Source organism: Bradyrhizobium sp. CB2312 (assembly GCF_029714425.1).
GTDB lineage: Bacteria > Pseudomonadota > Alphaproteobacteria > Rhizobiales > Xanthobacteraceae > Bradyrhizobium.
Window position 1 is genome coordinate 4,741,881 of sequence record NZ_CP121668.1, and the last position, 17,746, is coordinate 4,759,626.

16 protein-coding genes are annotated in these 17,746 nt (G+C 64.8%); 15 read left to right on the forward strand and 1 reads right to left on the reverse strand.

Annotation, left to right across the window (positions count from 1 at the left end; all coding sequences use genetic code 11):
* Positions 1 to 4: 4 nt before the first annotated feature.
* The 14 genes from nuoG to mtnK all read left to right on the forward strand — a co-directional run bounded on the left by nuoG (position 5) and on the right by mtnK (position 14,878).
* Entirely contained in the window at positions 5 to 2,080 is a 2,076-nt protein-coding gene (gene nuoG, locus QA642_RS23360) for an NADH-quinone oxidoreductase subunit NuoG (protein ID WP_283086682.1), read from the forward strand.
* Between the two features lie 10 nt (positions 2,081 to 2,090).
* Entirely contained in the window at positions 2,091 to 3,158 is a 1,068-nt protein-coding gene (gene nuoH / locus QA642_RS23365; protein WP_092213972.1) for an NADH-quinone oxidoreductase subunit NuoH, read from the forward strand.
* A gap of 16 nt (positions 3,159 to 3,174) precedes the next feature.
* Positions 3,175 to 3,663 (forward strand): NADH-quinone oxidoreductase subunit NuoI, encoded by a 489-nt coding sequence (gene nuoI, locus QA642_RS23370; protein WP_026232873.1) that lies wholly within the window; start codon positions 3,175 to 3,177, stop codon positions 3,661 to 3,663.
* A 9-nt stretch (positions 3,664 to 3,672) separates the two neighbouring features.
* Positions 3,673 to 4,311: an NADH-quinone oxidoreductase subunit J gene (locus QA642_RS23375; RefSeq protein WP_283086683.1), complete on the forward strand. Its 639-nt coding sequence runs from the start codon at positions 3,673 to 3,675 to the stop codon at positions 4,309 to 4,311.
* On the forward strand, positions 4,308 to 4,616 hold the full coding sequence (nuoK, locus tag QA642_RS23380) for an NADH-quinone oxidoreductase subunit NuoK (protein WP_008547737.1): 309 nt from the start codon (positions 4,308 to 4,310) through the stop codon (positions 4,614 to 4,616). Before QA642_RS23375 ends, nuoK begins: the two co-directional genes overlap by 4 nt.
* 8 nt (positions 4,617 to 4,624) lie before the next feature.
* The gene (gene nuoL / locus QA642_RS23385; protein WP_283086684.1) at positions 4,625 to 6,736 is read left to right on the forward strand and encodes an NADH-quinone oxidoreductase subunit L; all 2,112 of its coding nucleotides are present in this window, start codon (positions 4,625 to 4,627) and stop codon (positions 6,734 to 6,736) included.
* Entirely contained in the window at positions 6,737 to 8,245 is a 1,509-nt protein-coding gene (locus QA642_RS23390) for an NADH-quinone oxidoreductase subunit M (RefSeq protein ID WP_283086685.1), read from the forward strand.
* Between the two features lie 22 nt (positions 8,246 to 8,267).
* A complete protein-coding gene (gene nuoN / locus QA642_RS23395) occupies positions 8,268 to 9,704 on the forward strand; it encodes an NADH-quinone oxidoreductase subunit NuoN (RefSeq protein ID WP_283086686.1) in 1,437 nt (478 codons plus the stop codon).
* A gap of 1 nt (position 9,705) precedes the next feature.
* Positions 9,706 to 10,512 carry a biotin--[acetyl-CoA-carboxylase] ligase gene (locus QA642_RS23400; RefSeq protein ID WP_283086687.1) on the forward strand — a complete coding sequence of 269 codons (807 nt, stop codon included), beginning with the start codon at positions 9,706 to 9,708 and terminating at the stop codon, positions 10,510 to 10,512.
* A complete protein-coding gene (locus tag QA642_RS23405) occupies positions 10,512 to 12,182 on the forward strand; it encodes a ribonuclease J (protein ID WP_283086688.1) in 1,671 nt (556 codons plus the stop codon). Before QA642_RS23400 ends, QA642_RS23405 begins: the two co-directional genes overlap by 1 nt.
* 42 nt (positions 12,183 to 12,224) lie before the next feature.
* Complete coding sequence (gene mce / locus QA642_RS23410) at positions 12,225 to 12,629, forward strand: methylmalonyl-CoA epimerase (RefSeq protein ID WP_027559475.1); 405 nt, start codon at positions 12,225 to 12,227, stop codon at positions 12,627 to 12,629.
* Between the two features lie 9 nt (positions 12,630 to 12,638).
* On the forward strand, positions 12,639 to 12,914 hold the full coding sequence (locus QA642_RS23415) for a DUF1467 family protein (RefSeq protein WP_283086689.1): 276 nt from the start codon (positions 12,639 to 12,641) through the stop codon (positions 12,912 to 12,914).
* 220 nt (positions 12,915 to 13,134) lie between these two features.
* Positions 13,135 to 13,482 carry a hypothetical protein gene (locus QA642_RS23420; RefSeq protein WP_283086690.1) on the forward strand — a complete coding sequence of 116 codons (348 nt, stop codon included), beginning with the start codon at positions 13,135 to 13,137 and terminating at the stop codon, positions 13,480 to 13,482.
* A 106-nt stretch (positions 13,483 to 13,588) separates the two neighbouring features.
* A complete protein-coding gene (mtnK, locus tag QA642_RS23425) occupies positions 13,589 to 14,878 on the forward strand; it encodes an S-methyl-5-thioribose kinase (RefSeq protein ID WP_283086958.1) in 1,290 nt (429 codons plus the stop codon).
* Positions 14,879 to 15,015: 137 nt separating this feature from the next.
* Here the strand turns inward: mtnK and QA642_RS23430 are convergent, their stop codons facing one another.
* Positions 15,016 to 15,900 carry a hypothetical protein gene (locus tag QA642_RS23430; RefSeq protein ID WP_283086691.1) on the reverse strand — a complete coding sequence of 295 codons (885 nt, stop codon included), beginning with the start codon at positions 15,898 to 15,900 and terminating at the stop codon, positions 15,016 to 15,018.
* 254 nt (positions 15,901 to 16,154) lie between these two features.
* Between QA642_RS23430 and QA642_RS23435 the strand changes: the two genes are divergently transcribed.
* Entirely contained in the window at positions 16,155 to 17,744 is a 1,590-nt protein-coding gene (locus QA642_RS23435; protein WP_283086692.1) for an ABC transporter substrate-binding protein, read from the forward strand.
* Positions 17,745 to 17,746: the final 2 nt, after the last annotated feature.

Below are 17,746 nucleotides of genomic sequence, written 5' to 3' on the forward strand. Positions count from 1 at the left end.
AGACATGACCAAGCTCATCATCGACGGCAAAGAGATCGATGTCCCCGCCGAGTTCACGCTGCTTCAGGCGTGCGAGGCGGCCGGCGCAGAGATTCCGCGCTTCTGCTATCACGAGCGCCTGTCGATCGCCGGCAACTGCCGCATGTGCCTCGTCGAGGTGAAGGGCGGCCCGAAGCCGGTCGCGAGCTGCGCCTGGGGCGTGCGCGACTGCCGTCCGGGTCCGAAGGGCGAGCCGCCGGAAATCTCCACGCGTTCGCCGATGGTGAAGAAGGCGCGCGAAGGCGTGATGGAATTCCTTCTGATCAACCATCCGCTGGACTGCCCGATCTGCGACCAGGGCGGCGAGTGCGATCTTCAGGACCAGGCGATGGGCTATGGTGTCGACACCAGCCGCTTCGCCGAGAACAAGCGCGCGGTCGAGGACAAATATCTCGGCGCGCTGGTCAAGACCTCGATGAACCGCTGCATCCAGTGCACGCGTTGCGTGCGCTTCTCGGCGGAAGTCGCCGGCGCGCCCGAGATGGGCGCCACCGGTCGCGGCGAGGACATGGAGATCACGACCTATCTCGAGCACGCGCTGACGTCGGAATTGCAGGGCAATCTCGTCGACATCTGCCCGGTTGGTGCGCTGACCTCGAAGCCCTATGCCTTTGCCGCGCGCCCGTGGGAACTCGGCAAGACCCAGTCGATCGACGTCATGGACGGTCTGGGATCGGCGATCCGCATCGACACCCGCGGCCGCGAGGTGATGCGCGTGTTGCCGCGCATCAACGAGGCCGTGAACGAGGAGTGGATCTCCGACAAGACCCGCCACATCGTCGACGGCCTGCGCACCCAACGCCTCGACCGGCCCTATATCCGTGAGGCCGGCAAGCTGCGCGCGGCGAGCTGGCAGGAGGCCTTCGCCGCGATCGCTTCCAAGGCGGGCCGCACCGACGGCAAGCGCATCGGCGCGATCGCCGGCGATCTCGCCGGTGTCGAGGAGATGTTCGCGCTCAAGGACCTGCTCGCCAAGTTCGGCTCGAGCAATCTGGCGGTGCAGGGCGGCGACGCCTTCGATCCCGCGCTCGGCCGCGGCTCCTATATCTTCAACCCGACACTGGCCGGCGTCGAGAAGGCCGATGCGCTGCTCATCATCGGCGCCAATCCGCGCAAAGAGGCGGCCGTGTTCAACGCCCGCATCCGCAAGCGCTGGCGCGCCGGCGGCTTCAAGGTCGGCGTGATCGGCGCCAAGGCCGACCTGACCTACGATTATGACCACCTTGGTGCGGGCACCGAGACGCTCGGTGAGCTCGCGGCGGGCAGGCACTCCTTCATGGACGTGCTGAAGAACGCCAAGAACCCGATCATCCTGGTCGGCGCGGGCGCGGCCTCGCGTCACGACGGTGCCGCCATTCTGGCCGCCGCCGCCAAGCTCGCGCTCGACGTCGGCGCGGTGAAGGAGGGCTGGAACGGCTTTGGCGTGCTGCACGAGACCGCCTCGCGCGTCGGCGCGCTCGATATCGGCTTTGTCGCCGGTAAGGGCGGCCTCAACGCCGCACAGATGACGACGTTCGGCACGCTCGACCTCTTGTTCCTGCTCGGGGCCGACGAGATCAAGGCGCCGGACGGCACCTTCGTCGTCTATATCGGCACCCATGGCGATCGCGGCGCGCATCGCGCCGATGTGATCCTGCCGGCCGCCGCCTACACCGAGAAGTCCGCGATCTACGTCAACACCGAAGGCCGCGTGCAGATGACGGGCCGCGCCGCGTTCCCGCCGGGCGAAGCCCGCGAGGAATGGGCGATCATCCGCGCCCTGTCGGAGGCACTCGGCAAGAAGCTGGGTTACGACTCGCTTGCCGCGCTGCGCCAGGCGATCTTCAAGGCCGTGCCGCATCTGATCCGGCTCGATCAGATCGAGGCCGGCTCCGCCGACCAGATCAAGAAGCTGGCGGGGAAGGGCGGCTCGCCCGAGAAGGCGCCGTTCAAGCCGGCGATCGAGGACTTCTATTTGACCAACCCAATCGCGCGTGCGTCCGCCGTGATGGCGGAATGCTCGCGGCTTGCCTCCGGGCAGATGCTGACCGCAGCGGAGTGAGCGTGATCTGATGGAATTCTTTGAAAGCGCATTCTGGACCGGTTTCCTCTGGCCGCTGATCATCATGGTCGCGGAGAGCGTGCTGGTGCTCGTCGTCCTCCTGGTGGCGATCGCCTACATCCTGCTCGCCGACCGCAAGATCTGGGCGGCGGTGCAGATCCGCCGCGGCCCGAACGTGGTCGGCCCCTGGGGCCTGCTGCAATCCTTCGCGGACCTTCTGAAGTTCGTGCTGAAGGAGCCGATCATCCCGGCCGGCGCCAACAAGGGCGTGTTCCTGCTGGCGCCGCTGGTGTCGTGCGTGCTCGCGCTCGCAGCCTGGGCGGTGATCCCGACCAATCTCGGCTGGGTGATCTCCGACATCAATGTCGGCATCCTCTTCATCTTCGCGATCTCGTCGCTGTCGATCTACGGCATCATCATGGCCGGCTGGTCGTCGAACTCGAAATATCCCTTCCTCGCCGCGCTGCGCTCGGCGGCGCAGATGGTGTCGTATGAAGTCTCGATCGGCTTCGTCATCATCACGGTGCTGCTCTGCGCCGGCACGCTGAACCTCTCGGCGGTGGTCGAGGCCCAGCATGCCCGCGGCCTTGCCAGCCTGATCGGTCTGCCGCAGCTCACGATCCTGAACTGGTATGTCTGGCCGCTGTTCCCGATGTTCGTGGTGTTCTACGTCTCGGCGCTGGCGGAAACCAACCGTCCGCCCTTCGACCTCGTCGAGGCGGAATCCGAGCTCGTCGCCGGCTTCATGGTCGAGTACGGCTCGACGCCGTACCTGCTGTTCATGCTCGGCGAATACGTCGCGATCGTCACGATGTGCGCGATGGCGACCATCCTGTTCCTCGGAGGCTGGCTGCCGCCGGTCGACCTGCCGCCCTTCAACTGGGTGCCGGGGATCATCTGGTTTGCGCTGAAACTGTTCTTCATGTTCTTCCTGTTCGCGATGGCGAAGGCGATCGTGCCGCGCTACCGCTACGATCAACTGATGCGTCTCGGCTGGAAGGTGTTCCTGCCGATCTCGCTGGCAATGGTGATCGTGGTGGCCGGTGTGCTGCACTTCGCCGGCATCGCGCCGAAGTGAGGGCCCCGCCATGGGTATCAACATCAACGCCACTGCACGCTCGCTTCTGCTGTCGGAATTCGTCTCGGCGTTCTTCCTCGCCATGCGCTATTTCTTCCAGCCGAAGCCGACGCTGAACTATCCGTTCGAGAAGGGCCCGATCTCGCCGCGCTTCCGCGGCGAGCATGCGCTGCGCCGCTATCCGAACGGCGAAGAGCGCTGCATCGCCTGCAAGCTGTGCGAAGCGGTCTGCCCGGCGCAGGCCATCACCATCGAGGCCGGCCCGCGCCGCAACGACGGCACGCGCCGCACCGTGCGCTACGACATCGACATGGTGAAGTGCATCTATTGCGGCCTCTGCCAGGAGGCCTGTCCGGTCGACGCCATCGTCGAAGGTCCGAACTTCGAGTTCGCGACCGAGACCCGCGAGGAACTGTTCTATGACAAGGCCAAGCTGCTCGCCAACGGCGACCGCTGGGAACGCGAGATCGCGAAAGCGATCGAGCTCGATGCGCCGTACCGGTGAGGTCAGGGCATGATCCTTCCCGCGCTGTTCTTCTATCTGTTCGCCGGCGTCTGCGTCGCCTCGGCGGTGATGGTGATTGTTTCGCGCAATCCCGTGCACTCCGTGCTGTACCTGATCCTGGCCTTCGTCAACGCCTCCGGCCTGTTCGTGCTGATGGGCGCCGAATTCCTCGCGATGATCCTGATCGTCGTCTATGTCGGCGCCGTCGCGGTGCTGTTCCTGTTCGTGATCATGATGCTCGACGTCGACTTCCTCGAGCTGCGCGAAGGCTTCATCCAGTACCTGCCGGTCGGCCTCGTGATCGGCGGCATCTTCATGTTCGAGCTGCTGCTCACCGTCGGCTTCTGGGTCATCAATCCCGGCGTCTCCAAGACGATCACGGCGGCGATCCCGGCCAACGTCTCCAACACCGAGGCGCTCGGGCTCGTGCTCTATACGAAGTACATCCACTACTTCCAGCTCGCGGGCATGGTGCTCCTGGTCGCCATGATCGGCGCCATCGTGCTGACCTTGCGCCACAAGGCGAGCGTTAAGCGGCAGGACATCAATGTTCAGAACGCACGCACGCCCGAAATGGCGATGGCGATGCGCAAGGTGGCGTCAGGGCAGGGGCTCTCGGACGCCGATGCGGCGGAGTGGGTGAAATGACGATCGGGCTTGGACACTATCTGGCGGTCGGCGCGATCCTGTTCACGCTCGGGATCCTCGGCATCTTTCTGAACCGCAAGAATATCATCGTCATCCTGATGTCGATCGAGCTGATCCTGCTCTCGGTCAACATCAACCTCGTGGCGTTCTCGACCTTCCTCGGCGACATCGTCGGCCAGGTCTTCGCGCTGCTGGTCTTGACCGTGGCCGCGGCGGAAGCCGCGATCGGTCTCGCCATCCTGGTGGTCTATTTCCGCAACCGCGGCTCGATCGCGGTTGAGGACGTCAATCTGATGAAGGGCTGAGCTCTCAAATGGTTCAGGCAATCGTTTTCCTGCCCCTGCTGGGCGCCATTCTGGCCGGGCTCATCTCCCTGGTCGGCGCGCATGCCCGCAACCCCTCGGGTGACGAGGTCGAGCATCACGGTGATCACGGCCATGATCACGGTCCTGGCGCGCACGCCCATGCGTCCGACACGATCGGCGAGGATGCGTCCGTCATTCACGAGAGCCATCACGATGACGCCCACGACGACCACGGCCACGGCCCGGTCGAGCCGGCGGCGGCGGGCTCGCGCGCTGCCGAGCTGATCACCACCGGACTGCTGTTCGTCGCGGCCGCGCTGTCCTGGATGACGCTGGTCGATGTCGGCTTCATGCACCACGACGGCCGGGTCCAGCTGCTGCCCTTCATCTTCTCCGGCGACCTCCAGGTCTGGTGGACGCTCCGCGTCGACACGCTCACCGCCGTGATGCTTGTGGTCGTCACGACCGTGTCCTCGCTCGTGCACCTCTATTCCATCGGCTACATGGACGAGGACCCGTACCGGCCACGCTTCTTCGGCTATCTCAGCCTGTTCACCTTCGCCATGCTCATGCTGGTGACCGCGGACAATTTGGTCCAGCTGTTCTTCGGCTGGGAGGGCGTGGGTCTCGCCAGCTACCTGCTGATCGGCTTCTGGTACCAGAAGCCCTCCGCGAACGCGGCGGCCATCAAGGCCTTCGTGGTCAACCGCGTCGGCGACTTCGGTTTCGCGCTCGGCATCTTCGCGATCTTCATGCTGGTCGGCTCGACCGATTTCGAGACCATCTTCCACGCTGCGCCGGGCCTGACCGGCAAGACCATCAACTTCCTCGGCTGGCACGCCGACGCGCTGACCCTGACCTGCCTCTTGCTGTTCATGGGCGCGATGGGCAAGTCCGCGCAGTTCCTGCTGCACACCTGGTTGCCGGACGCGATGGAAGGCCCGACCCCGGTCTCGGCGCTGATCCACGCCGCGACCATGGTCACCGCGGGCGTGTTCATGGTGGCGCGCCTGTCGCCGCTGTTCGAGCTCGCCCCGACCGCGCAGGCCGTCGTGATGTTCTTCGGCGCCACCACCGCGTTCTTCGCGGCGACCATCGGCCTCGTGCAGAACGACATCAAGCGCATCGTCGCCTATTCGACCTGTTCGCAGCTCGGCTACATGTTCGTGGCGATGGGAGCAGGGGCCTATTCGGTCGGCATGTTCCACCTGTTCACGCACGCCTTCTTCAAGGCGCTGTTGTTCTTAGGCTCCGGCTCGGTGATCTACGCGATGCACCATGAGCAGGACATCCGCAACATGGGCGGCCTCTGGCGCAAGATCCCCTACACCTACGCAGTGATGGTGGTCGGCACGCTGGCGCTGACCGGCTTCCCGCTCACCGCCGGCTACTTCTCCAAGGACGCGATCATCGAGTCCGCCTACGCCTCGCACAATCCGTTCGCGGTGTACGGCTTCCTGATGACGGTCGTCGCCGCCGGCCTGACCTCGTTCTACTCCTGGCGCCTGATCTTCAAGACCTTCCACGGCGAGCCGCATGACGAGCATCATTACGAAGCCGCGCATGAGGCCCCGCTCTGGATACTGATCCCGATCGGCGTGCTCGCGGTCGGCTCGATCGTCGCGGGCTTCCCGTTCAAGGAGCTGTTCGCCGGTCACGGCGTCGAGGAGTTCTTCCGCGAGTCCGTGAAGATGAACCCGCACATCATCGAGGAGATGCACCACATCCCCGAGACCATCGCCTTCCTGCCGACGGTGATGATGGTGCTGGGCTTCCTGGTGTCGTACCTGTTCTACATCCGCAGGCCCTACATCCCCGTTCGGCTCGCCGCAGAGCAGCCGATGCTGTACCAGTTCCTGCTCAACAAATGGTACTTCGACGAGCTCTACGACCTCATCTTCGTCCGTCCGGCGAAGTGGATCGGCTACCAGCTCTGGAAGAAGGGCGATGGCTTCATCATCGACGGCCTCGGTCCCGATGGCGTCTCCGCCCGCGTGCTGGACGTCACCCGCAACGTCGTGAAGCTCCAGACCGGCTATCTCTATCACTATGCGTTCGCCATGCTGATCGGCGCCGCCGGCCTGATCACCTGGTTCATGTTCGGCTTTGGAGGCCAGTAAATGACAACCTGGCCCATCCTTTCGGTCACCACCTTCCTGCCGCTGGTCGGCGCGCTGATCGTCTATCTCAGCCGCGGCGACGACGAGGCGGCCAAGCGCAACTCGCGCTGGATCGCGCTGTGGACCACGCTGATCACCTTCGCGGTGTCGGTGATCCTGGTGATGCGCTTCGATCCCTCCAGCGCCGACTTCCAGTTCGTCGAGAAGGCGAGCTGGCTCGCCACCGGCATCACCTACCACATGGGCGTCGACGGCATCTCGCTGCCGCTGCTGATCCTGACCACCGCCGTGATGCCGTTCTGCATCATCGCGAGCTGGAAGGCGATCACGAACCGGGTGCGCGAATACATGATGGCGTTCCTGATTCTGGAAACGCTGATGATCGGCACCTTCTCGGCGCTTGATCTCGTGCTGTTCTACCTGTTCTTCGAGGGCGGCCTGATCCCGATGTTCCTGATCATCGGCATCTGGGGCGGTCCGCGCCGGGTCTACGCCTCGTTCAAGTTCTTCCTCTACACCTTCCTCGGCTCGGTCCTGATGCTGCTCGCCATCATGGCGCTGTACTGGAACGGCGGCACCACCGACATCCCGACCTTAATGCACACCGCCGTGCCGCGGTCGTTGCAGACCTGGGCCTGGCTCGCCTTCTTCGCCTCGTTCGCGGTGAAGATGCCGATGTGGCCGGTGCACACCTGGCTGCCTGACGCGCACGTCGAGGCACCGACCGCGGGCTCGGTGGTCCTCGCCGCGATCCTGCTGAAGATGGGCGGCTACGGCTTCCTACGCTTCTCGCTGCCGATGTTCCCGCTGGCCTCGCACGACTTCGCGCCGCTGATCTTCACGCTCTCGGCCATCGCCATCATCTACACCTCGCTGGTGGCCCTGATGCAGGAGGACATGAAGAAGCTGATCGCGTACTCCTCGGTCGCGCATATGGGCTTCGTCACCATGGGCATCTTCGCCGGCACCATGCAGGGCGTCGCCGGCGGCGTGTTCCAGATGATCTCGCACGGCATCGTCTCCGGCGCGCTGTTCCTCTGCGTCGGCATCGTCTACGACCGCATGCACACCCGCGAGATTGCGGCCTATGGCGGCCTCGTCAACCGGATGCCGCTCTATGCCATGACCTTCATGGTCTTCACCATGGCCAATGTCGGTCTGCCCGGCACGAGCGGCTTCGTCGGCGAGTTCATGACGCTGCTTGGCACCTTCAAGGTCTCGATCCCGACCGCGTTCTTCGCCACCTTCGGCGTCATCCTGTCGGCAGCCTACGCGCTGTGGCTCTACCGCAAGGTCGTGTTCGGTGCGCTGGTGAAGCCGTCGCTGATGAGCATGAAGGATCTCACCTTGCGCGAATGCGTGACGCTGTTCCCGATGATCGCGCTGACGATCCTGTTCGGCGTCTATCCGAAGCCGGTGCTCGACATGTCGGCCGCCTCGGTCCAGCAACTCGTCAACAACTACAACACCGCTGTGACGGCCGTGAAGGCCGCCGCACTGCTCCAGTGATCGGGCAGGTCAGGATATCGCCATGAGCTTTGAGACTGCAGGTTATCAACTGGCGCCGGTGCTGCCCGAGATCGTGCTCGCGGTCGGTGCGATGGCGCTTCTGATGCTCGGAGCCTATCGCGGGCAGGGGACGACCAGCGCCGTCACCTCGCTGGCGGTGGTGCTCTTGGTCGTGGTCGGCGTGCTCGTCTACGCCCAGCCTGCCGGCAAGCAGGTGACCTTCGGCGGCAGCATCATCGTCGACGACTTCGCCCGCTTCATGAAGATCATGGCGCTGATCGGCTCGGCGGCGACGCTGATCCTGTCGGCAGAGTTCCTATCCAATCCGTCTCGCCGCATCTTCGAGTACGCCATCCTCGTGCTGCTCTCGACGCTCGGCATGATGGTGCTGATCTCGGCTGGCGACCTGATCTCGCTCTATCTCGGCCTCGAGCTGATGTCGCTCGCACTCTACGTCGTGGCTGCCTCGAACCGCGACAACGCCAAGTCGACCGAGGCCGGCCTGAAGTATTTCGTGCTGGGCGCGCTGTCCTCGGGCATGCTGCTCTATGGTGCATCGCTGGTCTATGGCTTCACCGGCACCGTCAGCTTCGCCGGCATCGCCCAGGCCGCGACCATCGCGAATGTCGGCCTGGTGTTCGGCCTGGTCTTCCTGCTCGCCGGCCTCTGCTTCAAGGTCTCGGCCGTGCCGTTCCACATGTGGACGCCTGACGTCTACGAAGGCGCGCCGACCCCGGTCACCGCCTTCTTCGCTTCGGCCCCGAAGGTGGCCGCGCTCGCCGTCTTCACCCGTGTCACGCTGACCGCATTCCCGGGCATCGTCTCGCAGTGGCAGCAGATCCTGGTGTTCGTGGCGATCGCCTCGATGGCGCTCGGCTCCTTTGCCGCGATCGGGCAGACCAACATCAAGCGCCTGATGGCCTACTCCTCGATCGGCCATATGGGCTTCGCGCTGGTGGGCCTTGCCTCCGGCACGGTCGAAGGGGCGCAGGGCGTCCTGATGTACATCGTGATCTACGTCGCGATGACGCTCGGCTCGTTCTCGATCATCCTCGCCATGAAGCGCAACGGCCAGGCGGTGGAGCAGATCAGCGATTTCGCCGGCCTGTCGCGGACAAATCCGATGCTCGCCTTCCTGTTCGCGATGCTGCTGTTCTCGCTTGCAGGCGTGCCGCCGCTCGCCGGCTTCTTCGGCAAGTGGTACGTCTTCGTCGCCGCCATCAAGGCCAATCTGTTCACGCTCGCCGTCATCGGCGTGCTGACCAGCGTCGTCGGCGCCTACTACTATCTCTCCATCGTCAAGACGATGTATTTCGACGAGCCGGCCGGCCAGGTCGATCCGGTCAGGATCGAGGTGAAGACGGTGATGGCGGTCACGGGCGTGTTCAACCTGCTGTTCGCACTGTTTGCGGGTCCGGTGGTGAGCGTTGCCTCCGCCGCGGCAAAGTCGCTGTTCTAGGATGGTGTTCGCGCTCGGTCCTCGCGCACAGTCCGCGGGCTACAAGCTCGCGGCGTTCGAACGGACCGGCTCGACCAACACCGATGCGATCGAGCACGCGCGCTCCGGTGAACGCGGCCCAATGTGGTTCGTCACCGATGAGCAGACCGCCGGCCGCGGCCGCCGCCAGCGCGCCTGGATCGCACCCAAGGGTAATCTCGCCGCCAGCATCCTCGAAGTCATGGACGTCGCCCCGGCCGTCGCCGCCACCCTCGGCTTTGCGGCCGGGCTGGCGCAGGAGGCGGCGCTGGAGAAGGTCAGCCTGGAAGCCGCCCTGCGTCTCGGCGAGGGCCGTCCCCGTTACGCCCTGAAATGGCCGAATGACGTGCTCGCGGACGGCAAGAAGCTCGTCGGCATCGCGCTCGAGGCCGAGACCGTCGGCGACCGGCTCGCCGTCGTCGCCGGCATGGGCACCAACGTCGTCGCAGCGCCCGAGGGCACCCCGACGCCCGCGGTGTCGCTGGCCGCGCTCGGGGTCCAGATCAGCGCGGAGGAGCTGTTCACGGCCCTGTCGGACGCCTGGGTCGAGTTCCGCGGCATCTGGGACAATGGCCGCGGCTTTGCCAAAATCCGACAACTCTGGCTGGAGCGCGCCGCCGGCCTCGGCGAGCGGGTTGCGATCAACACGGGAACCATGACGCTGGAAGGCACTTTCGACACCATCGACGACACCGGCTGCCTGATCGTCCGCACCGCGGACAGCCGCCTTGTGCCGATCGCCGCAGGCGAGGTGTTCTTCGGCCCGGTGCGCTCGGTGGGAGCTGCATGATGGCGAGGCCCGACGAACTGGTGTTTGCGCCGCTCGGCGGCGTCGGCGAGATCGGCATGAACCTGTCGATCTACGGCCTCGGCAACCGCCACCAGCGTTCTTGGCTGGCGGTCGATCTCGGCGTCTCCTTCGGCGACGAGGAGCATCTGCCCGGCATCGACCTGATCATGCCCGACATCAGCTTCCTGGAGAAGGAACGCAAGAACCTGATGGGCCTGGTGCTGACCCATGCCCATGAGGATCATTTCGGCGCGATCATCGACCTCTGGCCGCGACTGAAATGCCCGATCTACGCGACGCAGTTCAGCGCGGCGCTGTTCGAGGCCAAATGCGCCGCCGAGCGCAACGCCCCGGAGATTCCCGTCACCGTGATCCCCTCCGGCGGCCGCATCGATGTCGGACCGTTCAACGTCGAGTTCATCCCCGTTGCGCATTCGATTCCCGAAGCGCACGCGCTGGCGATCCACACCGAAGCCGGCACGGTGCTGCACACCGGCGACTGGAAGATCGACCCGACCCCGACGCTGGGACGTCCCACCGACGAGAAGCGGCTGCGGGAGCTCGGCGAAGAGGGCGTTCTCGCCCTGATCGGCGATTCCACCAATGCCGTGCGCGACGGCCGTTCGCCGTCGGAAGCCGAGGTCGCCAAAACCATCATCGACTTGGTCAAGGCCGCCAAGGGCCGCGTCGCGGTGACGACCTTTGCCTCCAACGTCGCCCGCATCAAGGCCGTGGCCGATGCTGCGAAAGCCGCCGACCGCGAGGTCGTCGTGGTCGGTCGCGCCATGGAGCGCGTGGTGCAGGTCGCGCGCGAGACCGGCTATCTCGACGGCGTGCAGAATTTCCGCTCGCCCGAGGTCTACGGCCATCTGCCGCAGGACAAGGTGCTGGCGCTGTGCACCGGCAGCCAGGGCGAGCCGCGCGCCGCGCTGGCGCGCATCGCCAATGACGACCATCCCGAGATCACGCTCAACCGCGGCGACAGCGTGATCTTCTCCTCGCGCACCATTCCCGGCAACGAGAAGGCCGTCGGCTCGATCATCAACAATCTGGTGCTTCAGGGCGTCGAGGTCCTGACCGACCGCGATCATCTGGTCCACGTCTCCGGCCACCCCCGCCGCGACGAGCTGCGCGACATGATCTCCTGGGTGAAGCCGCAGCTGCTGATCCCCGTCCATGGCGAGGCCCTGCATCTGAACGAGCACGCAAAACTTGCGCGCGCCGCCGGCGTGCCGCGCGTGCTGGTCTGCCGCAACGGCGACCTCGTCAAGCTCGGCCCCGGCGATCCCGGCATCGTCGGCGAGGTGCCCTCGGGCCGGCTCTACAAGGACGGCACGATCCTGGAGGATTCCAAATCCCGCGCCGTGGTCGAGCGCCGCCGCATGGCGTTCTCCGGCTGCGCCTTCGTCGCGATCGCCATGACCGAGCAGGGCGAGCTCGCCGACGATCCCGAGGTCGATCTCGTCGGCATCCCCGAGAAGAACAGGGCCGGCGAGGCCTTCGACGACATCGTCTTCGACGCCGTGATGTCCACCATCGAGGGCCTGCCGCGGGCGCGCCGCCGCGATCCGGACGCTTTGGGAGAATCGGTGCGGCGCGCCGTCCGTGCCGTGATCAACGAACATTGGGGCAAAAAGCCCCCCTGTCTGGTACATGTCCTGACGGTGTAGATTGGGCGTGGTCTCCGGATCATGCCTTGAGGGAGAAGAAACATGCTGGGTCGCCTCAACCACGTCGCGATCGCGACCAGGGACGCCGTCAAGGCCGCGAAGATCTACGGCGCGGCATTCGGAGCGCAGATCTCGGAAGCCGTTCCGCTGCCCGAGCATGGCGTCACCACGGTGTTCGCGACGCTTCCCAACACCAAGATCGAGTTCATCGAGCCGCTTGGCGAAGCCTCGCCGATCGCAAAATTCCTCGAGCGCAACGCCGATGGCGGCATCCACCATGTCTGCTACGAGGTCGTCGATATCATCGCCTCGCGCGACACGCTGGTGAAGGAGGGGGCCAGGGTGCTCGGCGACGGCGTGCCGAAGATCGGCGCCCACGGCAAGCCGGTGCTGTTCTTGCACCCCAAGGATTTTTCCGGCGCGCTGGTCGAGATCGAGCAGGCATAAGGCCGTCCCATGGCCATCCAGATATCGACCGCCATCGCGATCTATTTCGTCATCTGGTGGATCGCACTGTTCCTGACGCTGCCGTTCGGGGTGCGCAGCCAGCACGAAGACGGCGTCGGCGTGCCCGGCACCGATCCCGGCGCACCGATCCTGACACGGATGGGCCGCAAGCTGATCTGGACCACGATCATCTCGGCGATCGTCTACGGCCTCGGCATGGCCGCCTACCACGCCGGCTATCTCTCGATCGAACGCCTGTCGAAACTGATGGGCATGCCGTTCTAGTTTCACCTCTCCCGAAGGGAGAGGTCGGATCGCATCGTAAGATGCGATCCGGGTGAGGGGTTATGGTCTCACCGGATGCCGCGGGATTGCTCAGGCGCGCAATTGCGCGCCATAGCAATCCGACCTCTCCCCGCTGGGGAGAGGTGAGGTACTTCGGCGATAGTCTTTGCTTCGTTTCGTCACTCGCTTAGAATTTGCGCTTGTTTTATCGGGGGCATGAATGACATTTCAGCGGATCGTCGTCGCACTGCTGGTGCTGATCGTCGCGGGGCTCGGGGCCATCGGCTATTTCGAATGGAGGATGGCGGCGCAGGTGCGGACGCTGAAGGCGTTCGTCGAGGGCTATGTCTTCAACGAGGCGGTGATGGCCTGCGAGCAGGCCAAGAGCTCGACGCCGTTCAAATGGAACGGCGGCAAGAGCACCTCGGTGATCGGACTGAACTCGGTCAAGCTCGACAAATACACGGTCAGCGCCAGCTACACGCTGGTGGCGGACGGCGTCTATTGCGATTACGATCCCATCAAAAGAAAGGCCGAGATCGGCTCGAGCTTCTTGGAGCGGGAGTAACGATCCGGCCCGTATCAGCATGATCCGGACCCGAAGGGCCGCGTTAGCGCAAAGTGCGAAGCGGTTTTCCGAGAAGATCATGCCAAATGAGCGGGATGGAATCGTCATGACGCAAGGGCAGGCGGGGGACTATCGGATTCTGCATGAGGCGGCTTTGCGGGACTATCTCGCGGGCCTGCCGGAGCTGAAAGTGCTCCTCGGCGGCGAGCCGGCCGCCTGGGCCATCACCGAGGTCGGCGACGGCAATCTCAACCTCGTCTTCATCGTCAAGGGCGCGCGCGGCGGCGTCGCCGTGAAGCAGGCGCTGCCTTACGTCCGCCTCGTCGGCGAGAGCTGGCCGCTGCCGCTGTCGCGGGCCCACTACGAATTTTTGGCCTTGTCCCGGCAGGCCGAGCTCGCGCCGGGGCTCGTGCCGGCGCTGTTGCACCATAACGAGATGCTGGCGCTGACGGTGATGGAGCTGCTCGAGCCGCACATCATCATGCGCAAGGGCCTCGTCGCGGCAACGCACTATCCGCGCTTCGTCGATGACATCACCACCTTCATGGCGCGCACCATGTTCTTCACCTCCGACCTTGCGCTGTCGGCGGCCGAGAAGAAGGAAGGCATCGCGGCCTTCGCCGGCAACCACGCGCTGTGCAAGATCACCGAGGATCTGATCTTCACCGATCCCTACCGCATCGCCGAGCAGAACCGCTGGACCACGCCTTACCTCGATGGCCTCGCCGCATCCTTGCGCGATGACATGGAGCTGCATGTCGCGATCTCCCGGCTGAAGCTGAAGTTCATGGCAAGCCCCGAGGCGCTGCTGCACGGTGATCTCCACACCGGCTCGATCATGGTGACGGACGGCGAGACGCGCGTGATCGATCCCGAATTCGCGTTCTACGGCCCGATGGGGTTCGACGTCGGCGCGGTGCTGGCGAACCTCCTGATGGCCTGTTTCGCCTCCGCAGGCCACGAGCGGACGCCCGGCGAGCGGGCTGCGTTCGAGGCCTGGGTGCTGGAGACGGTCGAGCAGGTCTGGAACGAGTTCGCGCGAAAGTTCCTTCATCTCTGGCGGTCGGAGGCCAGCGGCGATGCCTATCCGGTCTCACTCTTTACCGGCGAGAAGGGCGCGATGCGCCTCGAGGCCGAGCGGCAGGCCTACATGCAGCGCCTGTTCACCGACACGGTCGGCTTCGCCGCCGCCAAAACCATCCGCCGCATCTTCGGCCTCGCCCACAACATCGATTTCGAGCTGATCGAGGATCCGAAGAGGCGGGCGGTGAGTGAGGCGCGCGCCGTGCGGCTGGCGCGCGGGATGATGGTGGAAGCGCCAGCGTTCCGGACGATCACTGATGTCACCGGCGCCGCGCGAAAGCTGCGGGACTGGCAGCCGGAATTGTCAGGCTGACTGAACCTCATGATGGGGGCGCATCTGTCGCTCCGTCATTGCGAGGAGCTCTTGCGACGAAGCAATCCAGAGTCTCTCCGCGGCGGCAGTCTGGATTGCTTCGCTTCGCTCGCAATGACGGCGGAGGGAGCAGGGCCTCAATACAGCCGGATCGGCAGCGGGACGCCGTCCGGGCCGACCAGCAGGCCCCAGGTCTCGTTGGCTGCAACCTCGAACTCGCGCTTCTGCGCCGCGCTGCCGTCCGGCTTGACGGTGACCTTGTACTTGCCCGGCGGCAGATCGATCTTCTGGCTATCAGGCAGTTCGCCCGAAGCAGCGTCGGAGTCCGCCAGGTCTTCTCCGGCGCGCGCCGCCAGCTTGATGGTTCGCTCATTGACGGTGATCTCGGCCGCTTGATCGGTCTTGTTGCCGAGCAACAGCCTCACTTGCCCCGGCTTGGGCAGAATGCCTGACGTTGCGACCGCCGGCTTGCGCAGCGAAAGGTCGGCGATGGTCCTGCCGTCCTGACGGATGAGCCGGAGCAGCGCCGGCCCATCGGTTGTCGTGAAGGCGACAATGGCCCGACCGGGCTCGACCGTCGCTCCGTCATTCTCCGTCCAGCCGCGCCCGCCGAGTGCGGCGCGATAGAAGCCGAGCACGGCCATCACATCGAGCGGCGTCTCGGCGTGAGCCGACCGGATGAAGGGCGAGTTCTTCGCGGTCATCAGGCCCCAACCGTCGGGGAGCGGCAGGCCCACGCCTTCGGACATCTTGTCCTCGAAGGTCCGGCTTGTGGCCCGTGTCAGCACGCCAAAGGCGTTGCAGAGCAGGCGCTCACCGAGATAGTCGGGGGCGCAACGGTCCCTCGCCGCCCACCAGGTGTCGTCGACATACCCGTCTGGCCCCGAGGTGTGGGACCGCCCAGCGTGGATGGTCTCAGTCGGATTGTCCCGGGCAGGGTCCGGTGTGATGGGGATCGCCATCGCCGCTGTCGCAGCGACGAGGCTGCCCGCGAGCAAGATACCTAACGTTCGGCGCTTCATTTTTTCCGCGATCCCTGGGGCTCAGATAACGATCCTGAGCTTGGTCGCGTCGATCACGAAAAATGTTCACTGATCCCGGTCGCTCGATGACGTACCGCGTCAATCGGCGGCTTGCATCGCTGGGGGATGCAACCTGACCGAGGTCTCCGTGGCCTTCTGGAACCGGCATCGGTCGCCATCAAAACGAAGCTTGCGTTCGACAGCCGACGAATGATCAAATCCCTGATCGGAATGCCTGCGTTGTTGGGGGACACATGATGTTCAGGATGATTGCGATTGTCGCGGGTTTGGGACTGGCGCTCACCGGATCCGTTGAGGCCCAGACCCAGCGCAAGGGCGGAACCATCCGCATGACCGCGCCTTACGGCTCGAGCTTCACCAGCCTCGACATTCACACCACGCAGCGCGCCCAGGACGAGATCTACGCCAAGGCCCTGCATCGCTCGCTCTACATCTGGGATTCCGCGGAAGGAAAGCCGGTTCCGGAGCTTGCCAAGGAGGTCGTCGTCTCGGGCGGCGGCCTCGTCTACACCTTCAAGCTCCGCGACGACGCCTATTTCCACAATGGCCGCAAGATGACGGCCGACGACGTCATCTGGTCCTATAAACGGATCATGGACGGCACCAAGGCCTTTCCCGGTGCGCGCTTCGTCCGCGTCATCGAGGGCGCGGCTGCGGTCGAGAAAGGCCAGGCCAAAGAAATATCTGGCCTGAAGAAGATCGACGACTTCACCCTCGAGATGAAGCTGACCGAGAAGGTCGATCCGGGCTTCTACTTCTTCACCGCGCTGACCTCGATCTATCCCGCCGACGAGGCCGCCAAGGACAGCTTCATCCAGCATCCGATCGGTCTCGGACCGTTCAAATTCGTCGAGCACGTGCCGGGATCGCGCATCGTGCTGGAGCGCTGGGACCGGTTCTACAAGCCCGGCAAGCCCTACGCCGACAAGATCGTCGTGTCGATCATGGCCGAGGCCGCGGCGCGCGACGTCGCCTTCCGCAACAAGGAGATCGACACCTCGGTGCTGGGACCTGCGCAATACGTCGCCTACCAGTCCGACGCCAATCTCAAGGGCACCATCGTCGAGGTCGCCGAGGTCTTCACGCGCTACATGGGGATGAATCCCGCCTTCAAGCCGTTCACCGACAAGCGCGTCCGGCAGGCGATCAACTACGCGATCGACACCGACCTGATCATCAACAAGCTGGTCAAGGGCAAGGCCTATCGCGCCACCAGCTGGCTGCCGCTGACCTCGCCCGCCTACGACAAGGCGATGAAGCCGTATCCCTATGATCCCGCCAAGGCCAAGCAGCTGCTCGCCGAGGCCGGCTATCCCTCCGGCTTCGAGTTCGAATGGACCACCAGCCAGAACGAAAGCTGGGGCCTGCCGATCGTCTCGGCCGTGATACCGATGCTCGACAAGGTCGGCATCAAGGCGAAGGTCAAGCAGGTCGAGACCGCGGTACTGGCGGAGGTGGTTCGCACCGGCGACTACCAGGCCTTCATCTACTCCCAGCAGAGCGGCCCGGATCCCCAGGCCGCGCTCAAATGCTTCCACTCCTCGACGCCGCAGCCGGCCTGCAATTACATGAACTACAGGAATGCCGACTTCGACAAGCTGATCGATGCCGCAGGGCAGGCCGACGATGCCGCAAAGCGCACCGAGCTGCTGCAAAAGGCCAATGCGCTGCTCTACGAGGAGGCGCCGGTCTGGTTCTTCAACTACAACAAGGCGGTCATGGCGGTGCAGCCATGGCTCAAGGGCGTTCAGCTGAACGCGACGGAGCTGACCCATCAGAACGTCGAGGACCTCTGGGTCGACGAGACCTCGCCCGCGAAGTGACA

What these genes read in the sequence shown, in the direction of transcription:
- nuoG (WP_283086682.1), top strand. Translation starts at nt 5, where the DNA reads ATGACCAAGCTCATCATCGACGGCAAAGAGATCGATGTCCCCGCCGAG.
- nuoH (WP_092213972.1), top strand. Translation starts at nt 2,091, where the DNA reads ATGGAATTCTTTGAAAGCGCATTCTGGACCGGTTTCCTCTGGCCGCTG.
- QA642_RS23375 (WP_283086683.1), top strand. Translation starts at nt 3,673, where the DNA reads ATGATCCTTCCCGCGCTGTTCTTCTATCTGTTCGCCGGCGTCTGCGTC.
- nuoK (WP_008547737.1), top strand. Translation starts at nt 4,308, where the DNA reads ATGACGATCGGGCTTGGACACTATCTGGCGGTCGGCGCGATCCTGTTC.
- nuoL (WP_283086684.1), top strand. Translation starts at nt 4,625, where the DNA reads ATGGTTCAGGCAATCGTTTTCCTGCCCCTGCTGGGCGCCATTCTGGCC.
- QA642_RS23390 (WP_283086685.1), top strand. Translation starts at nt 6,737, where the DNA reads ATGACAACCTGGCCCATCCTTTCGGTCACCACCTTCCTGCCGCTGGTC.
- nuoN (WP_283086686.1), top strand. Translation starts at nt 8,268, where the DNA reads ATGAGCTTTGAGACTGCAGGTTATCAACTGGCGCCGGTGCTGCCCGAG.
- QA642_RS23400 (WP_283086687.1), top strand. Translation starts at nt 9,706, where the DNA reads ATGGTGTTCGCGCTCGGTCCTCGCGCACAGTCCGCGGGCTACAAGCTC.
- QA642_RS23405 (WP_283086688.1), top strand. Translation starts at nt 10,512, where the DNA reads ATGGCGAGGCCCGACGAACTGGTGTTTGCGCCGCTCGGCGGCGTCGGC.
- mce (WP_027559475.1), top strand. Translation starts at nt 12,225, where the DNA reads ATGCTGGGTCGCCTCAACCACGTCGCGATCGCGACCAGGGACGCCGTC.
- QA642_RS23415 (WP_283086689.1), top strand. Translation starts at nt 12,639, where the DNA reads ATGGCCATCCAGATATCGACCGCCATCGCGATCTATTTCGTCATCTGG.
- QA642_RS23420 (WP_283086690.1), top strand. Translation starts at nt 13,135, where the DNA reads ATGACATTTCAGCGGATCGTCGTCGCACTGCTGGTGCTGATCGTCGCG.
- mtnK (WP_283086958.1), top strand. Translation starts at nt 13,589, where the DNA reads ATGACGCAAGGGCAGGCGGGGGACTATCGGATTCTGCATGAGGCGGCT.
- QA642_RS23430 (WP_283086691.1), bottom strand. Translation starts at nt 15,900, where the DNA reads ATGAAGCGCCGAACGTTAGGTATCTTGCTCGCGGGCAGCCTCGTCGCT.
- QA642_RS23435 (WP_283086692.1), top strand. Translation starts at nt 16,155, where the DNA reads ATGATGTTCAGGATGATTGCGATTGTCGCGGGTTTGGGACTGGCGCTC.